The following is a 16,260-nucleotide window of genomic DNA, read 5'->3' as shown; positions in this document are numbered from 1 at the left end:
AGAATTCTAGTTAGCTTATTTTCTTTTGTAAGTACAATGTTCATATATTATTCACAAAAACAACGTGTTAATAGTGATTAAAATCACAATCTGCATTATAAGATTCAGTTAAACTAAAAACAGTTAAGGAAATAGAGGAGTGGGATACAATGTTAAGTGCAAAAACAATTGAAATCGTAAAGTCAACAGTACCATTATTACAAGAAAAAGGCGTTGAAATTACAACGAGATTTTATGAAATTTTATTTTCAGAACATCCGGAGTTATTGAATATTTTCAACCATACGAATCAGAAAAAGGGAAGACAACAACAAGCGTTAGCGAATGCTGTTTATGCAGCTGCAACGTACATTGATAATTTAGAAGCAATTATTCCAGTTGTAAAACAAATTGGTCATAAGCATAGAAGTTTAGGTATTAAAGCTGAGCATTATCCGATTGTAGGTACATGTTTACTACGTGCCATTAAAGAGGTCGCAGGTGCACCTGATGAAGTTTTAAATGCATGGGGAGAAGCATATGGTGTCATTGCTGATGCATTTATTAGCATTGAAGCAGAGATGTATGAAGAAGCTGCACATAAAGAAGGTGGATGGAAAGACTTCCGTAACTTTGTGATTGTTAAAAAAGTGAAGGAAAGCGATGTTATTACGTCATTTTATTTGAAACCTGAAGATGGAGGGAAAGTTTCTTCATTCATCCCAGGTCAATATGTAACGGTTCAAATCAATATTGAAGGTGAGACATATACACATAATCGTCAATACAGTTTATCCGATGCACCTGGGAAAGAATATTATCGTATTAGTGTAAAGAAAGAAAAAGGTGTAGATACACCAGACGGTAAAGTGTCTAATTACTTACATGAACATGTAAAAGAAGGAGATGTTTTACCAGTAAGTGCACCAGCGGGAGATTTCGTGTTAAATATGGATTCAACATTACCAGTTGTACTAATTAGTGGTGGAGTAGGGATTACACCGATGATGAGTATGTTAAATACGTTAATTGAACAAGATTCAAAACGTAATGTATATTTTATTCATGCAGCAATAAATAGTAATACACATGCAATGAAAGAACACGTTAAGGCAGTAGAAAATGAATATGAACAAGTTAAAGCATATACTTGTTATTCTGCACCGACTGAAAAAGATTTAGAAATGAAGAACTTTGATAAAGAAGGTTTCGTTGAAAGCGAATGGTTAAAAACTATTATTCAGACAACTGAAGCAGAATTTTATTTCTGTGGTCCAGTAGCATTTATGAAGCATATAAATGCTGCACTAACTGATTTAGGTGTGAAACAAGAGCATATTCATTATGAATTTTTCGGCCCAGCAACAAGCTTACAATAAGACAGATGAGAATAAACAAAAAAACGAGGTATTTATTTTACCTCGTTTTTTATTTGTTCTCGTAATAAACGGTTAACTGTTTCACGGCGTATGCCTATCAGTTGACCAATTTCAGTTTGTGTTAATATTTCATATATAGGAATGTCACCTAAATATAATGTGAACCATTCTTGTAAACGATGAAGACGTTCTTTCGGAGAGACAGTTGTCAATTGATCAATTCGTTGTTGCATCATTCTTAATTTAGATTGCAATTGCATAGCGATGTTGGCATACGATTCGGGATTTGCTTGAAGTCTCTCGTACCATTCACTACTAGTGATCGGTTCCACTTCTGTCTTTATTAAAGCGATAGCTGTACCGTGATATTCTTTCGGTGAAATTAAAGAATGATGAGGTATCGTTTCACCTGGAACGATAATGTTGAATAAAAATGGTGTTCCGTCTTCTTCTAGCCGAACTACTTTTAATAAGCCTGTTTTTATAAAGTATAAAGGACCGTCCTCGCCTTGACGGAATAGTACATCTCCTTTGTGTAGAATCAATGTTAGCCCCCCATTAATATGTTTCTATTTCTTCTATTTTAGCGTATATGTATATAGACAATATGCTATTTCAACAGCAATTTCATTGACGAAATGTATGCTATTACAGTAGTATACTATTTAGTGTGTAATAGTACTAGCAATGAATACGCTGTAGGGGGTTTAGTATATTGTTAGATGCGATAAGAATGACGGATATGAGAATTCCGGCGAATGCTATCATTCATGTAGAAGAGATGAAAGGTGGAGTCGTTTTATCCGTTGAAGTAGACGGCCAAATTATTTATACGATGGCTTATGATGAAGAAACAGATAGTTATGCTGAATTATATGATCGAAACGATAAGAGGGCGTGCCAAGTACATGAAGACTTTATGGGATGGTCACTTCTTCACTAAAAAAGATGTCAATATGACATCTTTTTTTATTAAATCGATAGAATATACAAAGAAATGAAATATAAGGATAAAATTTGTAATAATTGATTTTGCATTGTTAGCACTCTGTAACTGCAAGTGAACTATTTTTTCGCTATCATAAAGATAACAGTCGCAGTTATAGGAGTGGTCAACTTGAAGAAAGTACATATTTCAAATTATATGTTATTAAGTGCTTGTTTAATTTTATTTGTTCTCCTCGGAGGATTTTTATATTCATGTGTATAAGAAAAACGCATTCTAAAAAGAATACGTTATAAAAGGGAAATAATGATTAATCTAGTTCCAAGAATAATTAACGTAATACGTAATAAATTAATTACGGCGTTACCACTCAGTTTTGTATTAATGTAAGCCCCGATTTTTCCGCCGATCCATGCACCAGGAATAAGGATTAATGCATAAATCCAGCTGACATTTCCAAGTGAGATGTGAGTTGCAGAACTTACAATTGCTGATAGAAATACGATGAACATTGAAGTTGCTACTGCAATATGTGCTGGGAATGCAAAAAGAAGCATCATTGCTGGAACAAGTAAGGCACCGCCACCAATTCCAAATAACCCAGATATAAACCCAACTATAAAGGCGATAAAGATAGCAAGAAACGGTGGGAATTGGTAGTGTACAGCATTTCCATCATTATCTGTAAAAGAACGCTTAATTACAGACGTACTTGAGAGGGAAAGAGGTTTTAATTTGTCTCGAAGCATAAGTAGAATTGAGACGAATATAAGGAAAATCCCAAAGTATAAAGAAAATGTGTCTTGGTTTAAAAATTTATTTGCCCATGATCCGATAATACCACCAGGACCGCTTCCGATAAATAAAATAAGTCCACTTTTATAATCCACTCGCTTATGCTTCATGTAAGTAAGGGTAGAAGATAGTCCTGTGAAAACGACTGTTACCATAGAAGTCCCTACTGCAAGTTGTGGTGATAAACTGTGTAATCCAATTAATAACGGAACAATAATAATTCCGCCTCCAAGCCCAACTAGGCTGCCGACTGTCCCGGCGATTAGTCCGATGAAAAGTAACATGATGTATTCCAAAATTGCCAACTCCTCTAAATAACTTATCCACCAATTATTATACACGCTTTTTAATGAGAAATAGGCTTGTTCACAAAAAAGTCGTCTTCCTAGAAAAATAAGGAAGACGACTTTTGATTAGAAAACAAAATGTAATAGGTAGTAAAACAGAGCAGCTAAAGAAGCTGAAATAGGAAGTGTAATAACCCATGTAATTAACATACGTTTTGCAGTTCCCCATTTTACCCCCTTCACACGGTGAGAAGCACCAACCCCTAAAATAGAAGAAGAGATAACGTGCGTCGTACTAACCGGTAAGTGAATGAATGTTGCACCGAAAATAACAAGTGATGATGATAAATCGGCAGCTACACCATTTACAGGACGAATTTTCATAATTTGTCCACCGACAGTTTTAATAATTTTCCATCCACCGACAGAAGTACCAAGTCCCATTGCGATAGCACAAGATAATTGTACCCAGAACGGGATATCGCTAGAAGTATGATAGTTATTAGCCATAAGAGCCATCGTAATGATTCCCATTGCTTTTTGTGCATCATTCGTACCGTGTGTATAGGCTTGTAATGCTGCAGTGAAAATCTGGAATATACGGAAGTTTTTATTCGTTTTCGTTAAGTTAAAGTTTTTAAAGACCACTTTAAAAATACTGTAAACGATATAACCAATAACGAAAGCGATAATTGGTGAAATGATTAAAGCTTCAAGAATTTTAATGAATCCTTTAAGGTTTAATGAGCTAATACCAGCAGCAGCAATGGCTGCACCTGCGATTGAGCCAATAATTGCATGCGAAGAACTACTTGGGATACCGTAGTACCAAGTAATTAAGTTCCATGCTATCGCCGCAAGCAAAGCAGCTAAAATTACAAGAGAACCATTTTGTAAAGCAAATGGGTCAACGATATCTTTTGTAATCGTTTTTGCTACACCTGTAAATGTCATTGCACCTAAAAAGTTCATAATAGCTGCCATAATAATTGCATGTCTAGGCTTTAGAGCTTTCGTTGAAACAGCCGTTGCAATAGCGTTTGCTGTATCGTGAAATCCATTGATAAAGTCAAAAGCTAAAGCGCAAATGACTACTAAAACGGTCAGTATCAAGAGTGTATCCATGATCAAACTCCTTACGCGTTCTTCATAATAATTGTTTCTAATACGTTTGCAACGCTTTGACAGCTATCAGCTACTTCTTCAAGCTCTTCGTAAATCTCTTTAAATTGAATAATCTTAATCGGATCTTTTTCACGAGAGAATAAGTGCTTAATCGCATGACGACGAATATCATCGCATTGTGATTCGTAATCCTTAATCTTAATCGCGTTCGTACGAATGTCGACTAACTTCTTTTTAGACAGTAGTTCAACAGAGTTTGCAATCTCAATCGCACATTGATTGATTGCTTCCACGAATTTAATCATGTATTCATCAGCTTCTGTAATAGAATACATTTCGAACAGACCAGCACTGTGATCTAATCCGTCTAATACATCATCCATACTCATTGCAAGTTGTAGGATGTCCTCACGTTCAATTGGAGTAATAAACGCTTTGTTTAGCTCCATAATGATTTCGTGAATAAATGAGTCACCTTTTGACTCATACTCTTTCATGCGCATAGAAAACTCTTTTAAATCGCTAGCATTTTTAATTTTATACTCCACGAAAAACTGCGCGCCTTCTTTTAAATTTTCGGAAACATTCATTAACATTTCAGAAAATTTATCTTTTTTTGATTTAAAGACCATTATTGTTACCCCCACAAAAGTAATATATGTAAAATATATTGGCTAATCAATTCTAACAAAAAACTGTCGTTTTTTAAAACATTTTATCGAAAAGTTTACAAAAACTTAACATAACTCTCGTTGTTCTATTAATAATATTAATATCCAATAGTGAATATCTTACTTGTAGAATGTCCTTTTCTTGCAAAAAGTATGAATGTAAAAGAAAAGCTTTACACTATAGGAATGACTACGTTATTATAGTAAATTTAAAAGGCGGTATATTCTTCTTTTTAAAAAGAAGAGTGTAAATAAATGAAGGAAGTGAACGAATGAAATTGAAGAACACTCATTTTAAAAAAATGCTTGAGTGGTTCAATAAGAGGAAGAAACTTCGTAATTCATTAATTGTATTGGGAAGTGTACTCATTACTCTATTTATTGCTATAAATATAATAATATCCATTCAAGACATATCTGAATTAAAACAAGCTGTTCCACAACCGACTTTAATTTATGATGCAAATAATGAGGTCGCAACTAAATTAGCTTCTTCGAAAACAGAAGGTGTTAAAAGAAAAGATATTCCTGATATTATGGTTCAGGCAATTGTTGCAGTAGAAGATAAGGGTTTTTTTAACCATCATGGTATTTATTATAGTGGAATTATAAGTGCAGTTTTTAAAAATATTACAGCAGGAGAAGTTGTAGCAGGGGGAAGTACAATTACACAGCAGCTTGCAAAGAATGTATTTCTGACACAAGATCGTACATTTTCTCGTAAAATAAAGGAATACTTTTTAACCAAAAAAATAGAACGTACTTATACAAAAGATGAAATTATTGAAATGTATATGAATCAAATTTATTTTGGGGAAGGTGCTTGGGGAATAAAGAGGGCAGCTAAATCTTATTTTGATAAAGAGGTAAAAGATTTATCAATTTCAGAAGCTGCAACGATTGCAGGTTTAATTAAAGCGCCGTCTGCGTATTCTCCTTATAAAAACTTTAATAAATCAATTGAACGACGTAATGTCGTATTAAGTTTAATGAAGGAACAAGGATATATTTCTGAAGAGCAATACAATAAAGAAAAAGAGTCAGGCCTTGTATTAAAACGTGGGGTTGATGATAAATACAAAGGTAAATACTCCCAATATGTAGACTATATAGTTAGAGAAGCGATGGATAAGTATGAATTAACACAAAATGAAATTTTAGCAGGTGGTTATCGTATTTATACAGAGCTTGATCCGAAAAAACAACAAGCTGTAGAAGGTGTTGTGAATAATGATAGTTATTTCAAAGATAGTGGCTCAGATCAACTTATGCAAACGGGTGTAGTCCTTATAAATCCAAAAACAGGCGGTGTTCCAGCTTTAGTTGGAGGTAGAGGACCATATCAGTTTTTACAATTTAATCATGCTACGCAATTAAAAAGACAGCCAGGTTCAACATTAAAGCCTCTAGCTGTATATGTACCCGCTTTAGAACAAGGGTATGAAGTATACGATATATTAAAAGATGAACCATTTCATATTAAAGAATATGAACCGAAAAATAGTGATCAGGCCTTTCATGGTAATGTGACAATGTATGAAGCGGTAGCAAAGTCGTATAATGTTTCCGCTGTGTGGCTATTAGAACAAATAGGATTAGATAAAGGATTGAAATCTTTAGAGCGATTTGGTATTCCGTTAGTACCAGAAGACCGTACGTATCCAATTGCTTTAGGTGGGATGCATGTAGGGACATCACCATTTGTAATGGCCCAAGCATATAGTACATTTGCTAATGATGGGGTTCAAGTAGAGGCTCATGCAATTAGAGAAGTTCAAAATGCTGAAGGGGAAATAATAGGGAAATGGTATAAGAAAGAGACACGAGTGACGAGTGAGAAAATTGCTCAAAAGATGACGTATTTATTAAAAGGTGTTGTAGAAAAGGGAACAGGTGGAAAAGCGAAAGTTACTAATGTTGATACAGCAGGGAAGACAGGGACTACTCAACTTGTAAATGGCCCGAGCGTAGGGGCAAAGGACTCGTGGTTTGTAGGATACACACCAGATTTAGTAGGTGCAGTTTGGGTAGGATATGACAAAACAGATAGCGAGCATTATGTTCCAGGTGGTAGTCAAATTACAACGACGATGTTCCGGGATATCATGAAAAAAGCAAATGCAAACCCAGCCCAAAAAGCGTTCCAATTGTCGTTAATATCTGAGGCGGACTATAAAAAACAATTGCAAACAATTGAAGAAGAAAAGCGAAGAAAAGAAGAAGAAAAGAAAAGGCAAGAAGAAGAACAAAAAAGGAAAAAAGAACAGCAAGAGTGGTTTAATAAAGTAAAAGAGTGGATTCCATCGTTATGGTAAAAGAAAGAGGCGAATTTCGTTATTCGCCTCTTTCTCATGTGAAAAATGAAGTGAGCTCATAATTAGTGGGGTAAATGCTACTATTCATTAAGAGTAATGTTGGTACTGCCAAAGGATTGAGAATCGTATGTGATGATTATTGTTCCTTTACTAATCGGTTCGTATGGTAATTCTTCTTCATAACTACCATTATTTTCATTATGGATAGTCAGCGTGATTTCATCAATTCCTTTATTTGTATACTGATCTTTAATCGTTTCAGTAATTTGAAGTAGAGTTTCGTAACTAGAAGCTTTCGTAATAAGCATTCCTTTTATAACTTTTTTTTCATTATTTGTGGAATTGGAATAAAGGATGTTGTTTTGTTTCGTATACAAAAGTGTGTATGGAACTGTTTTTCTCTCTGCTTTTGAAATAGTAGAATATTTTAGAGTTAAAAAAAACCCTACACATAAAATAATGCATATCATAAGAGCAATCCAAATGCGTATCGGTGACATAACTCTCATTTTTCATCCCCTCTTTCATATCTTTGACTTCATTATTTATCATACAAAATGAGGATTAAGATAGAGTAAATTTGAGGTAAAGAAACGTAAAGAAGGAGCACTTATCCTCCCAAATAAGTGCTCCTTTTTATTAAAAGAGAGATTTAATAGACAATCAAAATCACACCTATTACTTATAAATGTGTTTAGTCCTCCCAAAATATTATCGGAAATTGTGGTTAGTAAATTCGGAGTACAGATAGTGTCGCAGTTGTATCGCCCGTGTTAGGAATAGAAATAGTATTTGCTGTAGGTTGTACAGAAATCGTTGTACCAGCTTGTAAAGTAACAATTGTAGAGAAAGAAACAGCACTACCGATAACATTAGTTGAAAAATTACGAGTAGGTGGTTGGCCATTGAATGAAATACCGAATCCAAACGGTGAAGAGCCTGGGAAAGTTGTAGATGCCGAGAAACTAATATCATATACGCCTGTAAAGTATGTGTAGTGTCATTAAAGTTAATATTATTTATTTCAAAAACTTGATTTAATTGAATATTAATTCCAGTTGATATTGTTTGAGCATTGGAGTTTCCTATTGCAGCTATAGTTACCCGAATCGGAGTACCCGCTGGTCCAGTAGCGCCTCCACCTAGGAACCAGATCCATATTGAACTAAGACAGCTTGAATAGCTTGGCCGAGAGCTTGAAGAAGTCTAACAAATTATTTAAGTTCGGACTTAGAGATGTTGATATAACTACAAGCTCTTACTTCGCAACAATCATTACCATAAAATACTTTCCCTTTATTTTTGTTGTTTATCTTTGCATTCCTTTCTTTCATAGAATAATAGTCGTTACTATATATTATAATGAAATTTAAATTAAATTCGTGATGGACAAACTACTATTTCTCAAAAAATAAGAAGTTTACCTACCTAACACGAACAATAAAGAAGTAGAGAAAAATCTATATGTTTTAAAAAACTCCCTTTAATTGTTAGAGTGTGCTTAACAATTAAAGGGAGTTAATAGAACAGCATTCTCATTTTATAAGTTAATTGCTTCACGATTTACTTTAGGTAAAATCGGAATAGAAATAGTGAAGGTTGTACCGTCTGGATCACTAGTCATTTTGAGCGTACCGTTATGATTTTGGATGATTTTTTTTGTTACTGATAAGCCTAGTCCTGTCCCCGAATCCTTCGTTGAGAAGAATGGATCAAAGATATATTCTTGAATAGCTAGAGGAATACCAATTCCATTGTCTGTGAAAGTAATCCGAACGAAGTTATCTAGGCGATAACTAGTGATTTGAATAGAAAGAGGCTTTTCGCCTTGAGCATCGACGGCATTTTGAAATAGGTTTAAAAATACTTGAACAAGTTCATGTCGATCAATATTGACTAAAATATCATCTAATTCATTAGAAAAGTTATAATCAATTGAAATGTTATGCAAGAAGACTTCACTAGCTAGTAACTGTTGAATATAGTCGCATAAAAATGTATTAATAGGAAACGGTTCTCTTGTAAATTCACGTGTTTTTGAAATGGCTAAAAATTTTGTAATAATACTATTTGCACGATCTAATTCAGGGATAAGTAAGCTTTTAAATAACTCTTTATTTGATGGAGAAACACTTTCTTGTAAAAATTGTAAGTATCCTCGTACTGTCGTAAGAGGGTTTCGTACCTCGTGTGCAATTCCGGCTGCGATTCGTCCTGCTAACGAAAACTTCTCTGCATCACGCTCTGTGTTTAAATAATGAAAGACACTAATAACCCTAAAAATCTCCCCGTTATAATCGCGAATAATTCGGTTGTTTATAATGCCATAGTTTTTGTCTAAAACTTCTTCATTATATATTTCTGTTCCCGTTCTTAATGTTTCAATCGCTTTAATTTTTTCTTCCGGCAAGCTTAGTAATTGTTGAATCGGTTTTCCGATAATATCATTTCGTATTACACCGAAATCATCTGCGGCAACTTGATTACATAAAGTAATATTCCCTTTACTATCGACAAAGGTTACATGATGTGAAAAGGCATCAAAAATATGTACAAAGTGTTTTTCAAGTTGTTCAAATAAGAATAATGAATCACAAGTAAGTTGAAAATGAGCCTCTTTATTCTCTTTTGGTATTTCTTGAATGGAATGAGTTGCTCTAGTTTTCTTTATTTGTAAACCAATATGTGGATTTTTGTATGTGAAATGATGTGGTAATTGATTTACAAGTTCTTCATAAAAACGCACTTTATTTTCTAGTTCTTCAATTCGTTTTTCATGAGATACAGTAGCATCGTTTGGAAGCATAAATAAATAACCCCTCATTTTAAAAATTCTTCCATATAGTATATCATATTTTAATAAGGATACTCTTAAAGAAAGGGCCACTTAATGAAATTGATTAGCAAAAGTGTTTGGGGAGTGAATAGAAGATAAAGTTAAAAAGGGAGGAATATATGTGCTGTTCATTGGAGTGACAGGATGGGGAGATCATGATTCTTTATACGTAGATTCCTATGAAAATAGAAATAAATTACGAACATATAGTGAGTATTTTCCTATTGTGGAAGTGGATAGTTCATTTTACGCGATGCAACCTGCACGAAATTATATAAAATGGGCAATGGAAACGCCGAAAGATTTTTCTTTTGTCGTAAAAGCGTATCAAGGAATGACAGGACATATGAAAGGGGAATTTCCTTTTTCTACGTTTGATGAGATGTTTGATGTGTATAAGCAGTCCATTCTTCCTTTAATAGAAGCTAATAAATTAAAAACAATTTTATTTCAATATCCACCATGGTTTGATTGCAAAAAGAAAAATGTAGATTTTCTTCGATATACGAAAGAAAAAATGGAAGGTTTACCATGTGCAATAGAATTTCGAAATCAAACATGGTTTTATCCAGAAATGAGAGATAAGACGTTACAGTTTCTAGAACAGGAGAAATGGGTTCATACAATTTGTGATGAACCACAGGCTGGGATAGGTTCTGTGCCACTCGTATTAGAGGTTACGAATTCAAACATGGCATTAATACGTTTTCACGGTCGAAATGTTCATGGTTGGCTTGATAAAGGGGAAAATTGGAGAGCGGTTCGTTGTTTATATCGCTACAACAATAAAGAACTGGAAGAATGGGTGGAACGACTAGAGCAATTAAAAAAGAAAACAAAGGATATATACGTACTGTTTAACAACAATTCAGGTGGGGATGCAGCAGATAATGCGAAACAGCTTATGAAAATGATGAACATTACATATGGTGAGCCGAAGCCGGAGCAATTAAATTTTTTTGAATGATAATAAACAAGAAAGGCACTGTACAAACAGGGGGAATGTACAGTGCCTTTCTATATGAAAAAGAGGGGTAACAATGTTACTGAGCGTTTGGTTGATTCATCAATTGTTGGCTTCATAATAAATGATAATGGTTATCATTATCATTGTCAATGGTTTTTCTAAAAATATATAAAAAACTTTGTATATTTTAAATAGAGATAAAAAAAGAACAGCATTAATGCTGTTCTTTTCCGTTGATGAATTGTTGTAAATCAAAAGGAGTTATCGCCTGGATAAATTCTTTTGAGATAAGTGTTTGCACGAGAGTGCTCTCAGAGATAGAAGCACCTGTTTTCTTTTCGTAAGCTTGTTTTAATAAATCAAGTTTTTCAGCCGTTTCTTTTGGTAATTCAATTGTAAGTGTGTTCATAATTTCTCCCCCTTATTATTAGAGTACCACTACAGTATAGGAGAGACAAGAAAAGAGAATATGAAATATAAAAAAGGTTACCAAATTTTCAAATGGTAACCTTTTTTATGTATAAGAGTTATTAAGCAATACCGATATACTTTAAAGTTTTTGATGGAGTACTGTGATCAAAGAAGTGTTGTAAAAATGCAATATCAACACCTGATTTGTATGCACAATAACCCCAAGTTTTTCGAAGTGTATGTGAGCTAATCCCTTCTAATCCAACTTCTTTTGCAGCTTTGTTTAAAATGTACCATGCATGTTGTCTCGTAATAGATTTTGTTCCTTTTTGAGATTTTAACAATGGTTCATTACGTTTCCAAGTTTTACGTTCTTTCATGTAGTCTTCGATTGCGTGCTGTAAGTCTTCATTTACAGCAAACCATTTATGTTTCTTCACTTTTTCATTGTAAAATAAAATGGAATGGCGAACATTTTCATTTTCATCGATTACATCACTAACTTTTAATTGTAAGATTTCACTTACTTTTAAGCCAGAATTTACAGCTAATACGAATAATAAGCCATCACGTTTCGAAGATTGTAAAAGTATATTTTTGATAGTTTCTAATTGTTTTTCATTTTGAATAGGTTGTCCTGCTTGTTTCATTTCACGCACTCTCCTCTTTTATATGTGTAAAGGAAAGGATTAACTTGTTTCTTACTATAAAGGGAGAGTGTGAATTTCATGTGAACTCCTAGTGAAATTAAGACAAATTATTTGACTTCTTTTACTTTTTGTAAATTGAAATAGAATACAACACTGTTAGTCGTATTATACACACCGTACTCGGCATGATGGAGGTCTAAAATGTTTTTTACAATAGATAATCCGAGACCGGTACCTCCGGTGTGACGGCTACGTGATGCATCTAGGCGATAGAAGCGATCCCAAATTTTTTCAAGACTTTCTTCAGGGATAGGGTTTCCTGTATTTTCGATTTCGATTTTTACGGTATCTTCTGCTTCTATAATGGAGACTTGTATTTTTTCTCCATCCGGCGTATAGCGGATGGCATTACTTAGTAAGTTCACAACTACTTGCTCAATACGGCTACGATTTGCTTTAACAAGTATAGAAGGGTCTGCATCGACGTTCACTTGTAGATGCTTTTCTTCCATGCTAAATAATAATTTTGTATAGACTTGTTGCGTTAATTCACCAATTGAGAACGTCGTCATATCTAGTTTGTAAGTACCAGATTCTAACTTTGCTAATTCTAACATTTCAACAATCAGCCTGTTCATATTTTCTGTTTCTTCTAAAATAACATCAGTATAATACGAAGTATCCTTACTAACACCATCTTTAATACCTTCTGCAAAACTTCTAATTACACTCAGTGGTGTTTTTAATTCGTGTGATACGCCAGAAATGAATTCTTTTCTTGTTTTCTCTAATTGACGTTCACGTTCAATGTCTTGTTGTAACTTTGTATTGGCAACATTTAATCGATCGATTCGATCTTTTAAATTTACAGATAATGTATTGATACTGCCGGAAAGCCCACCAATTTCATCGTCGGCTGTAACAGGTAATTTCTCGCTGAAATCAAAATTAGCCATTTTTTTTGTAACACGATTCATTTTAATTAATGGCTTAACAATGATTTTTGAGTAGTAGAAGGATAACAAAATAATAACGAGAAACACGATGATTAAGGCATAAACATAATAGTCTTTTAAAACTAGCATCGCTTCATTAACGGGTTGTAAAGACGCTATCGCAAAAGCATATTCTGTAATCTTTCCGTTTTCTATAATCGGCTTTACAAAGATACTATTTTTTATATTTTCGCCGCCATCTAATATGAAAGTGTTTAATTGGTTCGAGTTAGAAGTGCCATCTCTAATAATATCTGCAAAATATTGAACGGCTTGTAATGTTTCAATATCATTTGCAAGACGAACCTCAGCTTTTGATGGGAGCTGTAACTTAGTTATAACACCTGTAAAGACGATACGAGTTGTAGATTTGTATCGGCTTGCAAGTCTATTCTTAGAAGGATTACCATTAATTGACTGAAAATCCGAATAGAAATGTTCGTTTTGCCATTGATTATAATTCGTTCCTAATTTTTGTGGTGTAATAATATTATTCTCTTGTACGACTCCATCAACATTAATTATTACATCTTTTTTTAAACCTAAATTTTCGAATTTATTATATTCTTCTGGTGTTAAAAGGTTATTGAGTGGAATGGAATACTGTTTATTATTGTTGGGATTAAATACATCGATATAGTAATTGTTATCACTTTTAATAATACCGTTAGAATCCAAAAACTGCATATCGGCATTTGTTTTATCATGAAATTCTTGTTTTAGTTTTCTAACTTTCTCATAACTTTTATCACTTTTGTCATAATTATCTACGAATTTTTCAAAAGCAGTTTGAACTGTTTTTACTTTTTTATTAATATAAAATTTCTCTAAAAATAGAGATTGTCCTAGGAAAAAAAGTAGGAATATTATTGTAAATAAAGTTGATGTTAATAAAAATAGTTTAAAGACGATACTTCTGTTTTTCACTGCGTCACCTCTTATGAGAAATACTGTAAATGATTTCTTTATCCCGCTCGGGCAATAAGACTTCCACTTCAAAATTCGGCGAATACAAGGGAGTTAGGTGGGAGATCAACTGTCCGTAAAAGCCTGATTGGTTCAACTAATAATCAGTGGGGGATGGAAAAAAACCACTGATTAAAGTTTCACTTTATTATAACAAACGTTACAATAAAGTAGAGGGGAGAAATCTGTCTCTTTATAAAATAGTTATTTATAAAAAGTCACATAAAAAGAACTCGCCAGACGTATGACAAGTTCTTTAGTGTATTATTGTTGAATTGCTGCATCTAAAGCGATTTCAATCATTTCGTTAAATGTAGTTTGACGCTCTTCAGATGTTGTTTCTTCGCCAGTGAAGATGTGATCGCTAACTGTTAATACAGATAATGCATTTACGCCGTATTTCGCTGCTAATGTATAAAGAGCAGTTGTTTCCATTTCTACTGCTAATACACCGTAATCTCCAAGTTTTTTAACCATGTCCATGCTTTCGCGATAAAACACATCTGCTGTTAAGACGTTACCGACACGAACGTGTAATCCTTTTTCAGTTCCAGCATCGTAAGCTTTCTTTAAAAGATCAAAGTTTGCAGCTGGTGCGAAATCAAATCCTGGGAATGTTAAACGGTTCATATTAGAATCAGTACAAGCCGTCATTGCGATAATAACATCACGAACTTTTACATCTTTTTGAATTGCACCGCAAGTGCCAACGCGAATTAAATTTTTAACTCCGTAGCTTTGGATTAATTCGTTTACATAAATAGAAATAGAAGGAACACCCATACCTGTACCTTGAACAGATACACGTTTTCCTTTATAAGTTCCAGTAAAACCTAACATACCACGTACGTTATTATAGCAAGTAACATCCTCTAGAAATGTTTCAGCGATATATTTTGCACGTAATGGATCACCTGGTAATAGAATAGATTCAGCGATTTCGCCTTGTTTTGCTTCGATATGTACACTCATGAAAAGTCCTCCTTATAATGTATTGATAGAAATCAATATCATTTGCATTATACACTACGAATCCTTTCAATTAAAATCTTTTTATTATTTGTAATATGTGCAAAATAGGAGGATTTCATAAATCATAATCTAGAATATATAGCTTAAGAAGTTTTATGTGAACAGAGACAATAAAAATGGTAGGTGATGTTTTGAAAAATCTTGTCATTGGGCTTATTGCGTTAGTACTTATTGTGGCAGGAGGATTTTACATAAAAAAATATCAAGAAAACGAAGAGACTGTAGGAGATGTTCAGGAAGTAAAGTGGGATGTGTCAAATGGAAAGGGAAATGAGAAAGTAGATATTGTATTTCAGTTGTTAAACAAAAAGAATAATGAAATTCGTGGTGTAAATGATCAAATACGGGCAGTGATTGTAGATGGACAGTTAAAACACATACAACAAATTAAACCTACATTTGCAGGGAACGGGTCATATAAGTTATCTTCCAAAATAGCGAAAGATGAAGAATATACGATATTTTTATACGAAGATAAAAATAAGTCCGTAGAGTCATTCGCTAGGAAAGATTTTGGTAGAACGAAAGAGGAGAACAATAAGAAAAAAGTGAAATTTCCAATCGACAGTGTACTTACAAAAAAAATAGGGGAGTATGAAGTTTCTCTTTTATTTGGCGCATTACATCCGAATGAACCAGTTACGTTAACATTTCAGTTTCAAGCGAAAAAGGGTGAAAAATTGAAATTACATTCAGAGAGAGGAGAAGTAGAGTCACTCTATATCGTGGATGAAACGAAGGAGAACTTTTTATACGCTATGCCTGTGGATACGGATGAACAATTACAATACCGTATTACATTTCCTGCCGAGGGTACGTATAAAATGTGGGGGAATTTCTATATAAATGGTAAGAAATATGAAAAAGAATTTATTGTACAAGTTCAAAAAAGAAAAAACAGCTAAG

General features: G+C 33.6%; 15 protein-coding genes and 1 pseudogene. 5 read left to right on the top strand and 11 right to left on the bottom strand.

Annotated elements, in window-relative coordinates; genetic code table 11:
* Window positions 1-149 precede the first annotated feature (149 nt).
* The gene (gene hmpA, locus N2V92_RS27575) at window positions 150-1,358 is read left to right on the top strand and encodes an NO-inducible flavohemoprotein (protein WP_000947319.1); all 1,209 of its coding nucleotides are present in this window, start codon (window positions 150-152) and stop codon (window positions 1,356-1,358) included.
* A 32-nt stretch (window positions 1,359-1,390) separates the two neighbouring features.
* On the opposite strand, the gene N2V92_RS27570 is transcribed toward hmpA, so the two are convergent.
* Window positions 1,391-1,903, bottom strand: coding sequence for a Crp/Fnr family transcriptional regulator (locus N2V92_RS27570; protein ID WP_000600585.1), 513 nt, complete (start codon window positions 1,901-1,903; stop codon window positions 1,391-1,393).
* Window positions 1,904-2,073: 170 nt separating this feature from the next.
* On the opposite strand from N2V92_RS27570, the gene N2V92_RS27565 reads away from it, so the two are divergent.
* Window positions 2,074-2,301, top strand: a complete 228-nt coding sequence (locus N2V92_RS27565; RefSeq protein ID WP_000882911.1) for a hypothetical protein — start codon at window positions 2,074-2,076, stop codon at window positions 2,299-2,301.
* A gap of 293 nt (window positions 2,302-2,594) precedes the next feature.
* On the opposite strand, the gene N2V92_RS27560 is transcribed toward N2V92_RS27565, so the two are convergent.
* From N2V92_RS27560 to N2V92_RS27550, 3 genes are all read right to left on the bottom strand, one after another.
* Window positions 2,595-3,395: a sulfite exporter TauE/SafE family protein gene (locus N2V92_RS27560; RefSeq protein ID WP_042597459.1), complete on the bottom strand. Its 801-nt coding sequence runs from the start codon at window positions 3,393-3,395 to the stop codon at window positions 2,595-2,597.
* A 117-nt stretch (window positions 3,396-3,512) separates the two neighbouring features.
* Window positions 3,513-4,511, bottom strand: a complete 999-nt coding sequence (locus N2V92_RS27555; RefSeq protein WP_000380276.1) for an inorganic phosphate transporter — start codon at window positions 4,509-4,511, stop codon at window positions 3,513-3,515.
* An 11-nt stretch (window positions 4,512-4,522) separates the two neighbouring features.
* On the bottom strand, window positions 4,523-5,143 hold the full coding sequence (locus N2V92_RS27550; RefSeq protein ID WP_000231445.1) for a DUF47 domain-containing protein: 621 nt from the start codon (window positions 5,141-5,143) through the stop codon (window positions 4,523-4,525).
* A gap of 311 nt (window positions 5,144-5,454) precedes the next feature.
* Between N2V92_RS27550 and N2V92_RS27545 the strand changes: the two genes are divergently transcribed.
* Complete coding sequence (locus tag N2V92_RS27545; RefSeq protein ID WP_044797922.1) at window positions 5,455-7,497, top strand: transglycosylase domain-containing protein; 2,043 nt, start codon at window positions 5,455-5,457, stop codon at window positions 7,495-7,497.
* Between the two features lie 80 nt (window positions 7,498-7,577).
* Here N2V92_RS27545 and N2V92_RS27540 read toward each other — a convergent pair whose 3' ends face one another.
* The 3 genes and pseudogenes from N2V92_RS27540 to N2V92_RS27525 all read right to left on the bottom strand — a co-directional run bounded on the left by N2V92_RS27540 (window position 7,578) and on the right by N2V92_RS27525 (window position 10,303).
* Window positions 7,578-8,006, bottom strand: coding sequence for a hypothetical protein (locus N2V92_RS27540; RefSeq protein WP_001265587.1), 429 nt, complete (start codon window positions 8,004-8,006; stop codon window positions 7,578-7,580).
* 218 nt (window positions 8,007-8,224) lie between these two features.
* Window positions 8,225-8,831, bottom strand: a pseudogene (locus N2V92_RS27535) (Gly-Xaa-Xaa repeat protein).
* A gap of 206 nt (window positions 8,832-9,037) precedes the next feature.
* Window positions 9,038-10,303: an ATP-binding protein gene (locus N2V92_RS27525; RefSeq protein ID WP_000937233.1), complete on the bottom strand. Its 1,266-nt coding sequence runs from the start codon at window positions 10,301-10,303 to the stop codon at window positions 9,038-9,040.
* Between the two features lie 151 nt (window positions 10,304-10,454).
* Between N2V92_RS27525 and N2V92_RS27520 the strand changes: the two genes are divergently transcribed.
* Entirely contained in the window at window positions 10,455-11,300 is an 846-nt protein-coding gene (locus N2V92_RS27520; protein ID WP_000897362.1) for a DUF72 domain-containing protein, read from the top strand.
* 214 nt (window positions 11,301-11,514) lie between these two features.
* On the opposite strand, the gene N2V92_RS27515 is transcribed toward N2V92_RS27520, so the two are convergent.
* From N2V92_RS27515 to deoD, 4 genes are all read right to left on the bottom strand, one after another.
* On the bottom strand, window positions 11,515-11,709 hold the full coding sequence (locus tag N2V92_RS27515; RefSeq protein ID WP_001094856.1) for a DUF3924 domain-containing protein: 195 nt from the start codon (window positions 11,707-11,709) through the stop codon (window positions 11,515-11,517).
* A 121-nt stretch (window positions 11,710-11,830) separates the two neighbouring features.
* A complete protein-coding gene (locus N2V92_RS27510) occupies window positions 11,831-12,361 on the bottom strand; it encodes a tyrosine-type recombinase/integrase (RefSeq protein WP_000806236.1) in 531 nt (176 codons plus the stop codon).
* Window positions 12,362-12,468: 107 nt separating this feature from the next.
* Window positions 12,469-14,283 (bottom strand): sensor histidine kinase, encoded by a 1,815-nt coding sequence (locus tag N2V92_RS27505; protein ID WP_000797506.1) that lies wholly within the window; start codon window positions 14,281-14,283, stop codon window positions 12,469-12,471.
* 303 nt (window positions 14,284-14,586) lie between these two features.
* Window positions 14,587-15,294, bottom strand: a complete 708-nt coding sequence (deoD, locus tag N2V92_RS27500; protein ID WP_000110707.1) for a purine-nucleoside phosphorylase — start codon at window positions 15,292-15,294, stop codon at window positions 14,587-14,589.
* Window positions 15,295-15,470: 176 nt separating this feature from the next.
* Between deoD and N2V92_RS27495 the strand changes: the two genes are divergently transcribed.
* Window positions 15,471-16,259, top strand: coding sequence for a hypothetical protein (locus tag N2V92_RS27495; protein ID WP_000232602.1), 789 nt, complete (start codon window positions 15,471-15,473; stop codon window positions 16,257-16,259).
* Window position 16,260: the final 1 nt, after the last annotated feature.

Origin of the sequence: Bacillus sp. CH_48 (genome assembly GCF_038008465.1) — a bacterium.
In the GTDB taxonomy this organism is placed as follows: domain Bacteria; phylum Bacillota; class Bacilli; order Bacillales; family Bacillaceae_G; genus Bacillus_A; species Bacillus_A thuringiensis_S.
This window is presented reverse-complemented; position numbering and strand designations above follow the sequence as displayed.

Coding starts and splice junctions, on each gene's coding strand:
- N2V92_RS27495 (WP_000232602.1), top strand. CDS start 15,471: ATGGTAGGTGATGTTTTGAAAAATCTTGTCATTGGGCTTATTGCGTTA.
- N2V92_RS27525 (WP_000937233.1), bottom strand. CDS start 10,303: ATGCTTCCAAACGATGCTACTGTATCTCATGAAAAACGAATTGAAGAA.
- N2V92_RS27550 (WP_000231445.1), bottom strand. CDS start 5,143: ATGGTCTTTAAATCAAAAAAAGATAAATTTTCTGAAATGTTAATGAAT.
- N2V92_RS27510 (WP_000806236.1), bottom strand. CDS start 12,361: ATGAAACAAGCAGGACAACCTATTCAAAATGAAAAACAATTAGAAACT.
- N2V92_RS27540 (WP_001265587.1), bottom strand. CDS start 8,006: ATGAGAGTTATGTCACCGATACGCATTTGGATTGCTCTTATGATATGC.
- hmpA (WP_000947319.1), top strand. CDS start 150: ATGTTAAGTGCAAAAACAATTGAAATCGTAAAGTCAACAGTACCATTA.
- N2V92_RS27515 (WP_001094856.1), bottom strand. CDS start 11,709: ATGAACACACTTACAATTGAATTACCAAAAGAAACGGCTGAAAAACTT.
- N2V92_RS27545 (WP_044797922.1), top strand. CDS start 5,455: ATGAAATTGAAGAACACTCATTTTAAAAAAATGCTTGAGTGGTTCAAT.
- deoD (WP_000110707.1), bottom strand. CDS start 15,294: ATGAGTGTACATATCGAAGCAAAACAAGGCGAAATCGCTGAATCTATT.
- N2V92_RS27555 (WP_000380276.1), bottom strand. CDS start 4,511: ATGGATACACTCTTGATACTGACCGTTTTAGTAGTCATTTGCGCTTTA.